At 66.0% G+C, this 16,110-nt stretch carries 12 protein-coding genes; 9 read left to right on the top strand and 3 right to left on the bottom strand.

Annotation, left to right across the window (positions count from 1 at the left end):
• Positions 1 to 28: 28 nt before the first annotated feature.
• From AP234_RS19055 to AP234_RS19040, 4 genes are all read left to right on the top strand, one after another.
• The gene (locus AP234_RS19055) at positions 29 to 925 is read left to right on the top strand and encodes an ABC transporter permease (RefSeq protein ID WP_200926588.1); all 897 of its coding nucleotides are present in this window, start codon (positions 29 to 31) and stop codon (positions 923 to 925) included.
• A 64-nt stretch (positions 926 to 989) separates the two neighbouring features.
• Positions 990 to 2,027, top strand: a complete 1,038-nt coding sequence (locus tag AP234_RS19050) for a substrate-binding domain-containing protein (RefSeq protein ID WP_055481011.1) — start codon at positions 990 to 992, stop codon at positions 2,025 to 2,027.
• 84 nt (positions 2,028 to 2,111) lie between these two features.
• Positions 2,112 to 2,828: a GntR family transcriptional regulator gene (locus tag AP234_RS19045; protein WP_055481010.1), complete on the top strand. Its 717-nt coding sequence runs from the start codon at positions 2,112 to 2,114 to the stop codon at positions 2,826 to 2,828.
• A 19-nt stretch (positions 2,829 to 2,847) separates the two neighbouring features.
• Complete coding sequence (locus AP234_RS19040; protein ID WP_055481009.1) at positions 2,848 to 4,125, top strand: four-carbon acid sugar kinase family protein; 1,278 nt, start codon at positions 2,848 to 2,850, stop codon at positions 4,123 to 4,125.
• Between the two features lie 281 nt (positions 4,126 to 4,406).
• On the opposite strand, the gene AP234_RS19035 is transcribed toward AP234_RS19040, so the two are convergent.
• Entirely contained in the window at positions 4,407 to 5,477 is a 1,071-nt protein-coding gene (locus tag AP234_RS19035; protein WP_235558245.1) for a magnesium and cobalt transport protein CorA, read from the bottom strand.
• A 463-nt stretch (positions 5,478 to 5,940) separates the two neighbouring features.
• Between AP234_RS19035 and purD the strand changes: the two genes are divergently transcribed.
• From purD to AP234_RS19010, 5 genes are all read left to right on the top strand, one after another.
• Complete coding sequence (purD, locus tag AP234_RS19030; protein WP_055481064.1) at positions 5,941 to 7,182, top strand: phosphoribosylamine--glycine ligase; 1,242 nt, start codon at positions 5,941 to 5,943, stop codon at positions 7,180 to 7,182.
• Between the two features lie 315 nt (positions 7,183 to 7,497).
• Entirely contained in the window at positions 7,498 to 8,775 is a 1,278-nt protein-coding gene (gene murA / locus AP234_RS19025; protein WP_055481007.1) for a UDP-N-acetylglucosamine 1-carboxyvinyltransferase, read from the top strand.
• A 275-nt stretch (positions 8,776 to 9,050) separates the two neighbouring features.
• Complete coding sequence (locus AP234_RS19020) at positions 9,051 to 10,280, top strand: GTP cyclohydrolase IIa (protein WP_055481063.1); 1,230 nt, start codon at positions 9,051 to 9,053, stop codon at positions 10,278 to 10,280.
• Positions 10,281 to 10,310: 30 nt separating this feature from the next.
• The gene (locus AP234_RS19015; RefSeq protein ID WP_055481006.1) at positions 10,311 to 11,252 is read left to right on the top strand and encodes an EamA family transporter; all 942 of its coding nucleotides are present in this window, start codon (positions 10,311 to 10,313) and stop codon (positions 11,250 to 11,252) included.
• A 141-nt stretch (positions 11,253 to 11,393) separates the two neighbouring features.
• Positions 11,394 to 14,837 carry an NACHT domain-containing protein gene (locus AP234_RS19010; protein ID WP_431998805.1) on the top strand — a complete coding sequence of 1,148 codons (3,444 nt, stop codon included), beginning with the start codon at positions 11,394 to 11,396 and terminating at the stop codon, positions 14,835 to 14,837.
• 77 nt (positions 14,838 to 14,914) lie between these two features.
• Here AP234_RS19010 and AP234_RS19005 read toward each other — a convergent pair whose 3' ends face one another.
• Both AP234_RS19005 and AP234_RS37330 read right to left on the bottom strand, forming a co-directional pair.
• Positions 14,915 to 15,499, bottom strand: coding sequence for a hypothetical protein (locus AP234_RS19005; RefSeq protein ID WP_055481004.1), 585 nt, complete (start codon positions 15,497 to 15,499; stop codon positions 14,915 to 14,917).
• A gap of 341 nt (positions 15,500 to 15,840) precedes the next feature.
• Complete coding sequence (locus AP234_RS37330; protein WP_160330469.1) at positions 15,841 to 15,987, bottom strand: hypothetical protein; 147 nt, start codon at positions 15,985 to 15,987, stop codon at positions 15,841 to 15,843.
• Positions 15,988 to 16,110: the final 123 nt, after the last annotated feature.

Raw genomic sequence — 16,110 nt, 5'->3', positions numbered from 1 at the left:
CCTCATCCGAAACTCCATGGTGGGCGTCATGCTCATCGCGGTGCTGGTGTTCACTCTTGCGACCCCACGATTCGCCTCCCCTCAGAACCTTCAGTCCATCCTCATCGCCGCCGCGCCCTTCGCGCTCATCGCGCTGGGCCAGACGTTGGTCATCCTGACGGGAGGCATCGATCTCTCGGTCGGCTCGGTCATCGCGCTGAGTGCCATGACATCGGCCTGGTTCGCGGTCAACGACCCCTCGAGAATCTGGCTGGGCTTCGCGATCGGAGTGCTCGTCGGCCTTGCGGTCGGGATCGTGAACGGGCTCTTGGTATCCGTATTCGCCATTGCTCCTTTCGTGGCCACCCTGTCGACGCTGACCGCCGCGAGTGGGCTCGCCTACGCGGTCGGCAAGGGTGCGCCGATCTTGGGCATCCCAGCCGCGTATGGGGAACTCGCCAATACTCGCCTCGGCGGCCTGCCCGTCCCGGTCTGGCTGATGTTCATCGGTCTTCTCGTCATCGGCGTGCTCTTGCACAAGTTCGCGTTCGGCACCCGCATCTACGCGGTCGGCGGCAACGCCGTCGCGGCCGAGATCGCCGGGATCAAGGTAAGCCGCGTGCGGTTCCAGGTGTACGCCATCTCCGGTCTCCTCGCAGGAATCTCGGGAGTCCTGCTCTCGTCGAGAGTCGTCAACGCCGCCCCGAGCCTCGGAGCCGGATATGAACTCGACGCGATCGCGGCGGTCGTGATCGGCGGCGCAAGCCTCTTCGGCGGCCGCGGCACCGTGTGGGGCACGGCGATCGGACTCCTACTGATCCAGACGCTCAACAACGGCCTCGACATCATGCTCATCCCCTCCTATTGGCAGGACGTCATCAAGGGGCTACTGATCGCGACCGCCGTCGGTGTCGACGTGTTCGCAATCCGCAGACTCAACCGTTGAGGCAGCCCCCATCTGACGACGTGGCCGCACCGATGCGACCACACGAAAGGAAAAGAAAAGTAAAATGAGGATTCTCAAGACTCGGGTGCTCGGCATTGCCGCCGCAGCGGCGCTGGCCCTCGGCATGAGCGCATGCAGCACATCGGACAGTCCGGGCAGCGCAGGAGGCGACGGTGACCGCGTGCGGATCGGCGTGACCGTCTACGGCCAGGACAACTTCGCCGCACAGGGCAAGGAAGGAATCGAAGCATACGCCAAGGCCCGCGACATCGAACTCCTCTGGAACTCCGCCAACGGTGACGTCGCCACCCAGGCCAACCAGATCGACCAGTACATCCAGGCGCGCGTCGACGGGATCCTGGTCGCTCCCGTTCAGTTCGACTCCCTCGCTCCGCAACTGAAGGCAGCGAAAGACGCGGGGATCAAGATTGGTTTCGTCAACGCCACAGTGCAAGACGACAGTTCGGTCGATGTCGCCGTACTTCCCGACAATGTCGCGGCCGGCCGTCAAGCGGCGCAGATGATGATGGACCACCTCGACGGCAAGGGCAAGGTGGCGATCCTGCAGTGCTTGCTGGGTGCGTCGTACGAGATTCAGCGCACCAAGGGCATGGAGGAAGTGCTCGCGAAATACCCCGATGTCGAGACGGTCGCCAAGGACGGAGCGCAGAACATCGCGGAAGCCATCGACAAGGTAAAGAACTGGATGACCGCTGTCCCGCACATCGACGGTGTGATCGCGTGCGGTGACGAAATCGGGTTGGGTGCCGTCCAGGCGGCGACCGAAGCCGGAAAGACCGTCGCGGTCGTCGGAGTCGACGCCACCGAGGACGGACTGAACGCGATCAAGGACGGGCGCTTCATCGGCTCGCAGATGCAGCACGCCCGGACCGAGTTCGCGGCCGGCCTCGCTGCGCTCCACCAGGTCGTGAAGGGTGAGAACGCGGAATCGAACTACACGTACACGATGGCGCCGGTGACGAAGGAGAACGTCGATGACTTCTATGTCAACGTCGTCTCCGGCAAGGATGCCTTCCTCGCGAGGATCGCCGACGTGGTGGACCGCAACCTGAAGACAGGCAAGATCGAAGACGAGAGCTGAGGCTCTCCCTCGTTCTGCGGCCGGCGCCACAGTGCGTCGGCCGCGGAACCAGATCTACGACGACAGAAAGCGAAGAACTGCGGCATGTCCCCTCAATATGGACACTCAGCATCGCGACCTTCCCGTCGATCCCTCGCCGACAGCATCTACGAGATCCTCCTCGATCAACTGATCGACGGAACGATTCAGGCAGGCGCGGCGGTGAACATCGATTCGCTCTCTCGGGAATTGTCCGTTTCTGCGACCCCGATCAGGGAGGCCTTGGCACGGCTCGAGGCAACCGGACTCGTCGAACGAGAGGCTCTGCGCGGCTATCGTGCCGGCCAGTTGATCACAACAGAGCAACTCCTGCAGCTGACGGATGCGCGATCGATCATAGAGGGGCCGAACGCACGCCTTGCTTGCCTCAATGCGGACGACGCCTTCATCCAGGCCCTTCGGACGAACGTGGCAGAGATGAAATCGCTCGCCGGGCGAGAGAGGAGTTACGGGGAGTATCGCAAGACCGACGAGGAGTTCCACGACCTCATCGCCCAGCAGGCGAACAATCCGTTCCTCTTCCGTGCTTATAAATCACTCGAAGCGCACGTTCAGCGTTTTCGGCTGTTCGGGGCGGTCGGCCGTTCGGACGTCAATCATGCGGTCGGCGAACACAACGCCATCGTGGATGCCATCGAGAGTGGCGAGCCGGAGCGGGCATACGCCGCGATGAGCGACCACATCGAAGGAGTGAAATTGCGTGCGTTGCGGGACCGAGCGAAAGTCGACGACCATTCCGGCGCTCGGCCCGGTATCAACTAGAAAGACACGCTCTAACGAGATGACGGCGACAAGAAAAGATGTCCGCACTGTGGTGCTGGACGACGACCCCACGGGTACCCAGAGCGCTACGGGAGTCCGCGTTCTCTTCTCGTGGGACAGAGAGACCATACTGAACGCGCTCAAGGAGAACCCGAGTGTCTACATTCTGACCAACACCCGATCAATCGACGAGGCGGCCGCCGTCGAGCTGGTCAACGAGGTGCGTCGCAACGCCAACGCGGCGGCCGAAGCCCTCGGCGTCGAAGTACGCTTCGTGCTCCGAGGAGACTCCACACTGCGCGGCCACGTTTTCGCCGAATCCGCGCAGTTCATGGATCCCGACTCCGTGCTCGTATTCGTGCCGGCCTTCCCTGCGGGCGGCCGCAGGACCCTCGACAACGTTCATTACGTCTCCATCGATGGAGTGGATGTACCGGCCCATCAAACGGAGTTCGCCGATGATCCGGTCTTCTCCTTCCACAGTTCGACGCTCACGGACTACGTACGCGAGAAGTCGTCCTTCCGCCCAGTGAGCATCAGCCTTGCCTCCGTTCGCTCCAACGGCCTCCTACGGGTGCTTCACGAGGCGCCCAGCGGAAGCGTCGTATTGCCCGACGTCGAAAACGACCAGGACATCGCCGCCATCGCCGACGCCATCACGGGTGCGAGCGCCCGTGGCCGGAGAATCGTCGTGCGGTGCGGCGCCCCTCTCGCCGCCGAGCTGGCAGGCGTGCGCAGCACCACCCCATTTCGCCCGGCCCTCCAGCCGCCACGGGCGACGCTGCTCGTATGCGGATCGCATACAGCGGCGGCCAGTGCGCAGTTGCGCGCCGTCGAGGAGCGCTGGGGACCATCCGTCGTCCTTGAGACCGCCGAAGCACTCGCCGACCCGATCACTGCGGGGAAGAAACTCGCGGCGACCGCCGAGCGACGCCTCGATAAGTCGCCGCTAGTCGTGATCTCGTCTGAGCGGAACCGCAATGAGGAGCACGGGACCTTGCGACACGGTCAGCGTGTGATGGAAGCCTTGACGACCTGTGTGTCCGAGCTGGTCGAGCACTTCGACCTCGTCGTCTCGAAGGGGGGAATCACCTCGGCCGAAGTCGCTCGCACCGGCATCGGCGCAACATGCGCGACCGTTCAGGGACAGATCGTGCCAGGGGTTTCCGTATGGCGGCTGAGCGATCGTTTCTCTCGTCCGCTCGACTATGTCGTGATTCCGGGAAATGTGGGCTCCGAGAAGACGATAGTCGAGATCCTCGACGATTTCCAGGTTAGGACACCGACTCGACCATAACGTCAGGTCGAGGCCGCCGCTTGATCATGGTGAGCGCCTTCTTAGCGCCCTTCCCGTGTTAGCGCCCTTCCCGTTATCGCCCTTCCCGTGCTGCTGTAGAGCGGGCTGCATTCCTCAAAGGGGGCCTTCGTCGGCGAGATGCACGACACGCTCGATGAGCGCCGGATGAGCGCAGGGGTGGCCCGGGGGATAATCTCACCCCCGGGCTCAGGGCGACTTCGAAGTCCGACCATCAAGGTTCCGGACCGGGGGAAATTGGGGGTCAACCGAGACGTGGACGGTCAGAGCCAGCCGTTGCGACGGAAAGCGCGGTGGAGGAGGGTGCAGGCCACGACCATCAGGCCGATCACGAGGGGGTAGCCCCAGGCCGTCTTGACCTCCGGCATGTGTTCGAAGTTCATGCCGTAGATTCCGGCGATCATCGTGGGGACCGAGATGATCGCGACCCAGGACGAGATCTTCCGCATGTCCTCGTTCGCCAGCGCGTTGGAGCGCGCGAGCGCGGCCTGCAGAATCGAGTCGGACAGTTCGTTGGAGGCCTGGACCTGCTCGCACACCCGGGAGAGGTGGTCTCCCACGTCGCGGAAGTACTCCCGCATCTCTGAGGGGATCATGCGGCGCTGCGGCAGCGCGCTGAACGGCGTCTGCAGGGGACCGACGGCCCGCTTGAGCTCCAGCATCTGCCGCTTGAGCTGGTAGATCCGATTGATGTCGCGAGAGCTCACCTCGGCGAAGACGGCGGCCTCGACCTCTTCGAGCTCGGCCTGCATCTGGTCGGCGACGTGCAGATATCTGTCGACCACGTGGTCGGCGATCGCGTGCAGCACGCCGACCGGCCCCCGCTTCAGCATCTTCGGCTCGGTCTCCATCCGCTCGCGTACGTCGCCGAGCGGACAGTGCCCGCCGTGCCGTACGGTCACCACGAAGTCGGGCCCGACGAACAGCATGATCTCGCCGGTGCCGATGATCTCACCGGAGCCGGCGGTCGCGTCGTGGTCGACGAAGGCAACGGTCTTGAGCACGACGAACAGCGAGTCGCCGTACCGCTCGACCTTGGGCCGCTGGTGCGCCTTGATCGCGTCCTCGACGGCTAGCGGGTGCAGACCGAAGAGCTCGGCGAGCCACTCGACCTCGGGAGCGGCGGGTTCGTGCAGGCCGACCCACACGTAGGCGTCGGGGACCGGACTGTCGTGGTTGTGCTCGCGGACCAGCCTGACCGCCTCGGGGATGCCCTGGGCCGCGACCTTCTCACCGCCGACGTAGGCGCCGAACTCCACCACGGAGTCGTCCGGCGGGCCGCTCGGCCCCGTTGCGGTGGCCGACACGGCCCCGTTGAGGCGAGGGGGAATCATCCTGCCGTGCCTGTTGATGCGGGTGAAAAGAATCGAGGAGCGCATGGCGAGCCTTTCCCGCCCGAGCCGGCACGCTCTCCGCGCGACGTGATGTCACCCCTCAATTACAGGCGTGAGCTGCCCCTCAGGCTTTGGTCTCAAGGTGGTCGGGAATGCGCACGTCGCACGTGCGCCGGCACGTACTGACAGGATCACCAGGGTTCATCCCGGACCACCTCCAATCGCCACAAGACAGCACTGACAGCCTGCCCAACCTACCACAGGACAGCACCTTTACCAGGGTACCCCCAGGAAGCATGGCCGATCATGCACTTCCTGCCGAAAGCGGCCGGCACATCCTGGCCATACCTGTGGCATCCGATTGGGCTTCACGAGAATCCGCGGGGGGATTCGGCTGCGGGGATTCGGCTCTGGGGATTCGGCGGGGAGAGGACGGGTCGGGGCGGTGCGAGACAATATGCCGGTGCGCGTACTAGTCATTGGAAGCGGGGGGCGCGAGCACGCCCTCTGCCGTGCCCTGCGGCTCGACCCCACCGTCACCGAAGTCCACTGCGCGCCCGGGAATCCGGGCATGGCCGAGATCGCCGAACTGCATCAGGTGGCCGCGACCGACGGCGCGGCCGTGGCGGAACTGGCCGGGCGACTGGAGGTCGGCCTCGTGGTCATCGGGCCCGAGGCGCCGCTCGTCGCCGGAGTCGCCGACGCGGTCAGGTCGGCCGGCATCCCGTGCTTCGGCCCGTCGCGGGAGGCGGCGGCGATCGAGGGGTCCAAGGCGTTCGCCAAGGACGTCATGCTGGCCGCCGGCGTGCCGACCGCCCGGGCCCGCACCTGCGTGACCGACGCGGAGGCCGCCACCGCGCTCGACGAGTTCGGCCCGCCGTACGTGGTCAAGGACGACGGCCTGGCGGCAGGCAAGGGCGTGGTCGTGACCGACGGCCGGGACGAGGCCCTGGCGCACGCCGGGGCGTGCGAACGGGTCGTCATCGAGGAGTATCTCGACGGTCCGGAGGTGTCGCTGTTCGCACTGTGCGACGGCGTGACCGCCGTACCGCTGCAGCCGGCGCAGGACTTCAAACGCGCCTACGACGGGGACAAGGGGCCGAACACGGGAGGAATGGGCGCCTACACGCCGCTGCCGTGGGCTCCCGCCGGCCTCACCGAGCAGGTCATGTCCGAGATCGTGCTGCCGACCGTCGCGGAGCTGGCCCGCCGCGGCATGCCGTACACCGGCGTGCTGTACGCGGGCCTGGCGCTGACCGAGGCGGGCCCGCGCGTCATCGAGTTCAACGCCCGCTTCGGCGACCCGGAGACGCAGGTCGTGCTCGACCGGCTGGAGACGCCGCTCGGCGGCCTGCTGCTCGCCTGCGCGACCGGCGCCCTCGCCGCGCACGAACCGCTGCGCTGGCGAGGCGGCGCGGCCGTGACGGTCGTACTGGCCGCGGAGAACTATCCCGCCGATCCCGTCAAGGGCGACGCGATCGACGGCCTCCCCATCGGTGTCGAGGGGGCGTACGTCCTGCACGCGGGGACCGCCCTGGACGGGAGCGGACGGCTCGTGTCGAACGGCGGGCGGGTGCTCAACGTGGTCGGCACCGGGGCGGACGTGGCCGAGGCCAGGACGCGCGCCTACGACGCGCTCGGCGAGATCACGATGCGGGGCTCCCACCACCGCTCCGACATCGCCCTGCACGCGTCCGGCGCCTGAGCCTGGTCTGGGCCGGCTCTGTCCGGGCGTGGCTGGGTCTGTCGGGGTCTGGTGCGATCAGGTCCGTCTGAGCCTGGTCCGATCAGGCCCGAGCCCGACCTCGGATCTGAACGGGGCCTGAACGGAGCCTGTGAACAGGCCTGTTTCAGCGCCCCGGCCCGGGGCACTGCTCAAACCAGCCCGGACCGTACGGTCACCCCCGTCACAGGAGCCCGTGCGAGTTCGGCTGAACCATCCGGATCAGGGGCTACGCTGAGGCAAAGCCGCCGCCTCATGCGGATCCCCCATCCCTCCCCCAACATAGGAGTTTCGTCCATGGTTCGTTACCGCGTCCGTGGTGGCAACGTGCTGCGTGGTACCGCTTTCATCCAGGGTGCGAAGAACGCCGTGCTGCCGATGATCGGGGCGGCGCTGATGGCGGCCGAGGGCCGTACCGTGCTGCGCAACGTGCCGGTGATCGAAGATGTGCGCCGGGCGGTCGAGCTCGCACAGGCCGTGGGCGCCAAGGTGGAGTTCCACGAGACCGAGCGAACGCTCGTCATCGATGCCTCCCGGCTCACCAGTCCCGTCCTGCCCGCCGCGATCGCGCGACGGTTCCGCGGGTCCGTGCTGTTCGTGCCGGCCCTGCTCCACCGGCTCGGCGAAGCGGTCATCGAGGGCATCGGCGGCTGCAACCTGGGCAGCCGCAACCTGGACTTCCACTACCTCGGCTACAAGCGCCTCGGCGCGGTCGTGGACGAGGGCGAGAGCGTCATCCACATCAAGGCCGCCGGGCTCGTGGGCCATCCGCTCTACCTCGACACGCCCTCCCACACGGGCACCGAGAATCTGATCATGGCGGCCTCGCTGGCCAGGGGCACCACCGTGATCGAGAACGCGGCGCTCGAACCCGAGGTCCTCGACGTGATCGCCATGCTGAGCCGGATGGGCGCACGGATCCGCGGTGGCGGCACCGGCTTCATCACGGTCGAGGGAGTGAACGAGCTGACCGCGGTCGAGCACACGGTCATGCCCGACCGGCTCGACGCGGGCGTGTTCGCGATGGCGGCGGCGATCACGGGCGGCGAGGTGAACCTGGTCGGCGCCTCCCTGGAGCACCTGGGCGTGGTCCGCTGGAAGCTCGAGCAGATGGGCGTCGAGTTCGAGACCCACGGCGCCGTACTGCACGTCCGGCGGGAGCGGGCGCTGCGCCCGATCAACGTCATCACCGACACCTACCCCGGCTTCGCCACCGACCTGCAGTCGCCGCTGATGACGGTCGCGTGCCTGGCGGAGGGATCCAGCTATATCCACGAGCGCATCTTCGACGGCCGATTCGCTCTCGCCGGCGAGCTGAACAAGATGGGTGCGAACATCGAGGTCGACGACAGCCGCGCGGTCGTACACGGTCCCACCCCGCTGCACGGCACCGAGGTGACCGCGCACGATCTGCGATCCGGCATCGCGCTCGTGCTCGCGGGCCTGGCCGCCGAGGGCGAGACCACGATCGGATCGGGATATCTCATCGATCGCGGTCACGCGGCGCTCGCCCAGCGCATGCAGGCGCTCGGCGCAGATGTGGAACATGAAATTTCCACTTTGAGCGAGGCGTGAGCCTGCAATCCCATTTTTCCGTCTTGACCAGCGCAAACATTGCATTGTAGAGACCGGGCCTGCGACACCCGAATGGTATTCCGGTAAATCCGGGCGTGACATTTCGGCCCTAACCAGCGATCGTTCCAATGGAAGCCATGACGACGAAGGCACGTGGGATGGGACGAACATTGGTCGAGCGCACGGAAGAGAATCCGCGCGGATCGCGTCTGAGCACGGTGGCACCGGACCTCACCATCGGTGTGGTCGGGTCACATGACCTGGTCGAAAGGGTGATGCTCATGGGGCACTCAGCCGCCCCGGTGCCCTGTCGCCTGGTCGCGGCCGCCTATCGGGACGAGCAGGAAGCGGCGGACAAGGTCACGCGGCTGGGTCCCGGGGTGGACGCCTGCCTTTTCGCGAGCCCGGTGCCCTTCGAGCTCGCCCGGCGGGCCGGCGTGCTGACGATGCCCGCCACCCACGTGCAACTCGGCGGGGCGGCTCTGGTCGCGGCGATCGCACGGGCGGCTCTGGACGACCGGATCGATCCCCGGCGGGTGAGCATCGACGTGGTGGGCCGTTCGGAGATCGACGAGGCCTACGTCGATCTGAACCTCCCGTCGAGCGAGGTGCACAGCCGGGAGGACACCGGCTCGGTCAACACGATCGCGGCCTTTCATGAACGACTGATGCGCCAGGGGTCGACGACCGGGGCGCTGACATGCGTACAGGGGGTGGCCGACCGGCTGTCGGCCGCCGGGGTGCCCGCCGTACCGGTCCGCCCGACCGCCGCCGCGGTCCGTACGGCGCTGCACACGGCGGCGCTGCTCGGCACCCGGCATCGGCTGGAGGAGTCTCAGCTCACCGTCGTGCTGGTGGAGGTGCCGACGCTGCGCGAGCCGATAAGACGGACCTCGCCTCGCTTCTGGCGGGACGAGCTGCGGCTGTCGCTGCACCGCCTGCTCGTCCAGGAGGCCAACCGGATCAACGCCAGCGTGTGGCCGATCGACGACCACGGCTATCTCGTGGTCGGCACCAAGGGCTCGATCTCGGCGGCCACGGATGGTTTTCGCATGCTTCCGTTCGCCGCCAGGATCCGCGACGAGCTCGGGCTGGCCGTCGAGGTGGGCATCGGCATGGGGCGGACGGCGCACGAGGCGGAGACTCACGCCCGGGGCGCGCTGGCCCGCACCCAGGGCGGCAAGCAGACACAGGGGTTCGCGGTCGACCGCGAGGGCCGGGCACTGGTGCCGCCGCCCCGCACGCCTCCCCACCCGGCCGTGCCGCTCAAGCCCAAGGGGATCGAGGTGCTCACCCGCCTGGCCGCCAAGCTGGAGGGCGGCGACACCGTCGTGGACGCCGAGAGTGCCGGGCGGATGCTCAGCGTCACGCCGCGTACGGCCCGGCGGTTGCTGCGCACGCTGGTTGACGAGGGGCTAGCGTGGCCGCTTCCGCCGAACCGCACACCCCAGCCCGGCCGTCCGCGCCAGCTCTACCGGCTCATCGTGGAGAAGCTGAACCGCTGAGTCCGCCCCCCGGGTCTATTGTCATGACCTATGAGACGAGACGGTCATGACATGCGGGTGTGGTCGGCGCTCGGAGCCGTGTACGTGGTGTGGGGCTCGACGTACCTCGGCATCATGATCGTCATCGAGACCATGCCCCCGCTGATGAGCGGCGGACTCCGCTTCATCGCGGCCGCGCTGATCCTTGGCACGGTCCTACGCGTGAGGGCCGTGCCGCTGCGCATGACGCGACGGGAGCTCGGGGGCGCGGCACTGGTCGGAGTCCTCCTCCTGACCGGGGGAAACGGCATGGTCTCGGTGGCCGAGCAGCACATCTCCAGCGGCCTGGCCGCACTGCTCGTCGCCTCGACCCCGCTGTGGCTGATCGTGCTCAGGGCGGTCTTCCGCGACCGGCCGCACGCGCTCACCCTGGCCGGGGTGCTGGTGGGCTTCGCCGGCGTCGCGTTCCTCTCACTCGGCTCGGTCGGCGGCGGCCCCGCCGGCAGCGGGGTGGGGATCACCGTGGTCGTGCTGGGGTCGCTGTCGTGGTCGATCGGATCGTTCATGTCCCAGCGGATCACGATGCCGGCGAACCCCTTCGTGGCCAGCATGGCCGAGATGGCTGCGGGCGGCGTCGCGCTGCTCGTCCTCGGTACGGCGAAGGGCGAGCGACTGCATCTCGCCGAGGTGACCTGGCAGTCGTGGGCGGCCCTGGCCTACCTCGTGCTCGCGGGTTCCCTCATCGGCTTCACGGCCTACATCTGGCTGCTCGGCAACGCGCCGATCTCGCTGGCGTCGACCTACGCGTACGTGAACCCGGTCGTGGCGGTGATCCTCGGGTGGCTCATCCTGTCCGAGCCGGTCACGGCCACCATGCTGGTCGCCGGCGCACTGATCGTCGTGGGCGTCGCGCTCGTCGTCTCCACCGAACGCCGCAGGCCGACCTCGCTACCGAAACGCGTACCGGCCCCTCAGTCCTGCACAGAAACCTGAGCCGACTGACCAACAGCGGATGTCGACACATTCCGGAACCGCCTATAACGATCACGCTGTCTGGCTACTTATGGCCATTGGGCCTGCTACCAAGGTCATGAAGGCTGTCGGCATCGCCTGAAGTGATGGTTGGAGTGACCGGTGCGTAAAGGGATCACTTACTCGGACGCGGTTCGGCTTCTCGGCCAGGAGAGCAAGGTGGCGAAGGTCCTCGGCGGCGCGCTGCTCGATGCCACCCCGATCGCCGGTGTCCTCTCCCTGTTCGATGTCAAGGACGAGGTCGTACGGCTTGGCACCAATGTGGCGGGCAAGCTTCGCGACCGCGTCACGGGCCTGAACCGCTACGACCGTACGGCGCGGCTCGAGGCGGCCCACGCCGCCATCATCGTCGCCGCGTTCTTCCAGGCTCTCGATGAGATGCCGTTGCCGTTCGACCCGAAGGAGCTCCGCCTCACGAAGGACGAACAGGTGACGTTGGCCGGTGGCGGCACACACCAGGGATCGTTCATCGCGAAGGTGATGACCATCGAACCGGCCGGTTTCCGAGCACATCACTCCTACGCCGACACTCTGTACTCGATTCGGCAGTATTACCGCGAACTCGCGGCAGAGCTGGCCTCGTTCGTCTCCGGCCTGGCCGTTCGAGACCGATTGAACGCCACCGAGTGGACTCAGACCGAAAGCGCCCTGCGGCAGGAACTCCCCGAAACCGCGTGCCGGAAGTACGAGGAGCTCCACCGGCAGTTGGCGGTGGATGTTCCTGAGTTCGCACTCTGGCGTGACGCGATCGAACGACATCATCTGGCCACGGGCCTGGGCGAGTTGGAGGCGCTGCTTACCCGAATCGCCGCCCAGATCAGGAGGCCGGGACACCCGCATACGCTCTCCCGTGCGCATCGGGCGGTCCTCAGTCGGCCGATCGCGCAGTCGGGCGAAATTCCCATGGGGATGAGCCTGCCCACGCTCGCCGAAGCGTACGTGAACCCGGACTTTCGAATGACCGAATACGCCGAGCACGCCGTTCCCAGCGTGGAATCGTGGTGGAACCAAGTCGAGCCGAACGACGATATCGTGGCGTTCCTGGCCCGCTATCTCACCTCGCCTGAGGCGACCAGGCTGCCGCTGGTCGTGCTCGGCCAGCCGGGTGCCGGCAAGTCCGTGCTCACCAGGATCCTCGCCGGCCGACTGCCGGAGGGCGACTATCTGCCGGTACGGGTGCCCCTGCGTGAGGTGCCGTCGGACGGGACGATCCAGGAGCAGATCGAGGCAGCCGTCCGGGATGCCATCGGAGAGCAGCTGAGCTGGCCGGAGCTGGTGCGGTCCGCCGGCGGCGCGCTGCCGGTCGTCATGCTGGACGGGTTGGACGAGCTGCTGCAGGCCACCGGCGTCCACCGGTCGGACTACCTGGCACAGATCGTCGACTTCCAGCGCCGGGAGACCGAACTCGGCCGCCCGGTGGTCATGCTGGTGACCACGCGGACGACCGTCGCCGACCGGATGCGCTTTCCGCACGGATGCCTGCTCGTGCGGCTCGAGCCCTTCACCGAGGTGCAGGTTCGTCGGTGGCTGTCGGTATGGAACTCCGCGAACCGGGACTATTTCTCCGCCCACGGGCTGGATCCGTTGCCGGCGGAATGTGTGCTGGCACACGGGGAGTTGGCGTCACAGCCGCTGCTGTTGCTGATGCTCGCCCTGTACGACACCGACGGCAACGCCCTCCAGCGCGGCGAGACCACGCTCAGCCAGGCCGAGCTGTACGAACGGCTGCTGACCCGCTTCGCCAGGCGTGAGGTGGGCAAGCACCGACCGGGTCTGGCCGAGTCGGACAGCGCACAGGCTGTGGAGCTGGAACTGCGCAACCTCGCGGTCGCGGCGTTCGCGATGTTCAACCGCGGCAGGCAATGGGTCACCACCGATGAACTCGAAGCGGACCTCACCGCTCTGCTCCCGGCTCCCCCGGCCCAGAGCACGAGCTTCCAGGCGCCACTATCACGGGCCGACAAGCTGATCGGGCGGTTCTTCTTCGTTCACCAGGCTTCCGCAGTGCGAGACGGTGCGTCCTTACATACGTATGAGTTCCTGCACGCGACATTCGGCGAGTATCTGGTCGCACGAATGGTCCGTGACGTTCTTCGTTCGATGATCAGGCGTGAAACGAACGCCGACGCCTTCTTCGGTCCGTCGCCGCTGGAGGACGGGCTTCTCTACGCGCTGCTGTCATTTTCCCTGCTGACCGAGCGACAGCCGACCCTCGATTTTCTGATCGAGTTGCTGCCCGGTCTGGATCGCGACCGGGCCAAGGGACTACTCATCCGGCTGCTGCACGGGGCCGAGACGCGAACCGATCACAGTTACGCGGGCTATCTGGCGGAGCAGTCGACCTTCATCACCCGGTACGCCTACTACACCGCCAACCTGGTGATCCTCAGTGCTCTCGGCGCCGAGGGCATAGCGGGTAGCGAACTTTTTTCGCAGGCCGAGCATCCCGGCATCCCCTGGCAGCGCCTGACGTCCCTGTGGGATTCCAGGCTTAGCAGAGAGGCCTTCACCAGTCTGATCAATTGTTTTCAGGCGCAGCGAACGACATCTGATAGCCGCGACAACAAATTGATCATCAGGTACATCGGCGACAAGAATGGCGGCGAGACCGGAAATTCAGACCCAGAATGGCATATGGGCTCGCTAATCCCCATCCCGACCGATAGAACGCTCGAAACAGCTTACTTCATGTGCAATCCATGGTCGGATGCCCTGGCGTTCGCCGCAAAATCACCTATCGAAGTGCTGAACAACGCGTTTCAAGCATGGGGCCATCTGTTCATCTCTCCGGAATTCGAAGGCATCGCATCATACGGTCGAACCCTGATCGACCTCCTGATGACACGCTATCAAGAAGGGCCAGAGGGCCTGCCCAAAAGGTATGAGCGGGTACTCGACGCCGTAGGCGGAGAATTAGAGAGCAGAGAAGAGTATTCGCGGCGCTTCGCCGCTCTCATGGAACGCATCGACGAAGATGTACGGCGTGTTCGTAAGAAGGAGGACGCCACCTGGCTTCCCGATCTCGCAACAGCCCTGACCCGGCGCTGCGACAGAACCGAGCCGCATGAGCAGGCCTCGATCCGGAGTGTGATCGTCAACATCTATCGGACCCTGCACAAAGTGGATCCCGATGGGAACTGGCTGCTCCCATTGGCCCGGGCACTGGATGATCTTTCGCACGAACTGCGGATCGAGGTCTCGTTACAATTCGATTCAATGGTGGCGGAGCAGAATATCTTCATAGCTCAAGAAACCGTCAGCATGTTGCGTGAGCTCACCCAGATCCATCCAGACGGCTGGCGGCACGACCTGGAACAGGGTCTTGTGACGCAAGGACTGCTTCTCGTCAGGGCAAATCGCGGACGGGAAGCCGCTCAGGCCTTGGCCGAGGTGTGGCTACTCGGCCAAGGCGAGGACCGGCATCTTCTCACGACCGAGGTTACCGGGCTCCTCCGTCAGGCATATCAGGTCGATCCTGAAGGAGCCAGGACGGCCTTCCTCGAAGCCACGGGCTCCGAACTTCCCGCCGAAGTCACCAGCGTTTGACTTTCACCGACCGCCAAGCCTGACCAGGCGAGCGAGCAGGGCCGGCCCCCGAAACCGAAAGGGCCGGCCCTGCGCGTTTACGCCCGGGTGGGCTTGATGTAGGTGACCCGGACGTTCAGGTAGGCCGATCCGCCGTAGTCATGCCCGCGAATGGCGAGCAAATTGCAGCAGTCGAGGTAGTTCGCCGGGACGACGACGTCGATCGCACCGGTGTTGCAGTAACCGCTCTTGGCCGTCTGCACGAGATGACCGTTCAGATAGACCTGCGCGTCGTTGTCGACCGTTCCCTGAATTCGGACCTGCTCCGCGTCCCTCGGAATATGAAGCCAGTGGCGTACGAGAATGTCGGTATTGATGTCCCACGGCGTCTTGACGTTGGCGGGGGTGTTGAACGAGCAGCCGGTCGGGGTGCCGAAGCCGGACTGCCCTGTCTTCCAGGCACTGTCGTCGAAACCCCGCTCGTAGAACGCGGGCACGTCGGTCGTGGACGGCACCTGGAGGTATCGCCAGCCCGTGCTGTTGTAGTCGAGCGCGGTCACGGCCGTGTCATCCGCGTTGCTTTGGGCCGCCGATGCCGGGGCCGCGACGGACACGGCCATCGCGGCCAGCAGGGCACCCGCCGCGAGGCCGGTGGACAGGAAACGCGATGGTTTCGCGAACATGGGCGTTCTCTCCTCGTAGATGATGCGAAATGCGCTGGAGCGTCACCGAAACCGGCCGTCACCGGCGCCAGGCGGCAAGCCATTCGGTGTGCTCCCACTGGATGCGGAGGAAAGAAAACCACGTGCAGAGCCACCCGAACGGCCCGCAGCCGTGTCACTGATCATTCCTTGGAGAGATATTGCCCTTTATCCACGAAGCCGCATTTTGGCCATGTCACCGACTTATCCCGAACTTCGGGGAATTCGGCTTCGGGCGGACGCCCTCTCGCTCGACCACGGTCGGGCCAGGAGACCGGCAGCTGCGCGGAGTAAGACCTCGTTGGAGATGCGGGGTCCTCGCGTTATCGAAGTGCCTCGATGGCACGCCGCATGTCCTTCGGCAGCAGGAAGAGATGCGGCGGATCGGTGGGACTCGTCTCGAACCTCGCGAGCTTGAGGTAGAAGGTCCGCGCTGGTTCGGTTTCGCAGTGGATCAGCAGGGCCGGCACGCCGCCCGATCGGACACCTCCGCCACGCGACGGAAGGCGTCCAACGACAAGAGCCCGGCCCAGACCAACGCCCTTCAGGGCCGTGTCGACACCCGACCGGGTGAGGATGACAACGAGCCGGCT

Source organism: Sphaerimonospora mesophila (genome assembly GCF_001417795.1).
GTDB lineage: Bacteria > Actinomycetota > Actinomycetes > Streptosporangiales > Streptosporangiaceae > Sphaerimonospora > Sphaerimonospora mesophila.
Note: the sequence above shows the minus strand (reverse complement) of the source record. Positions and strands in the feature narration are given on the sequence as shown.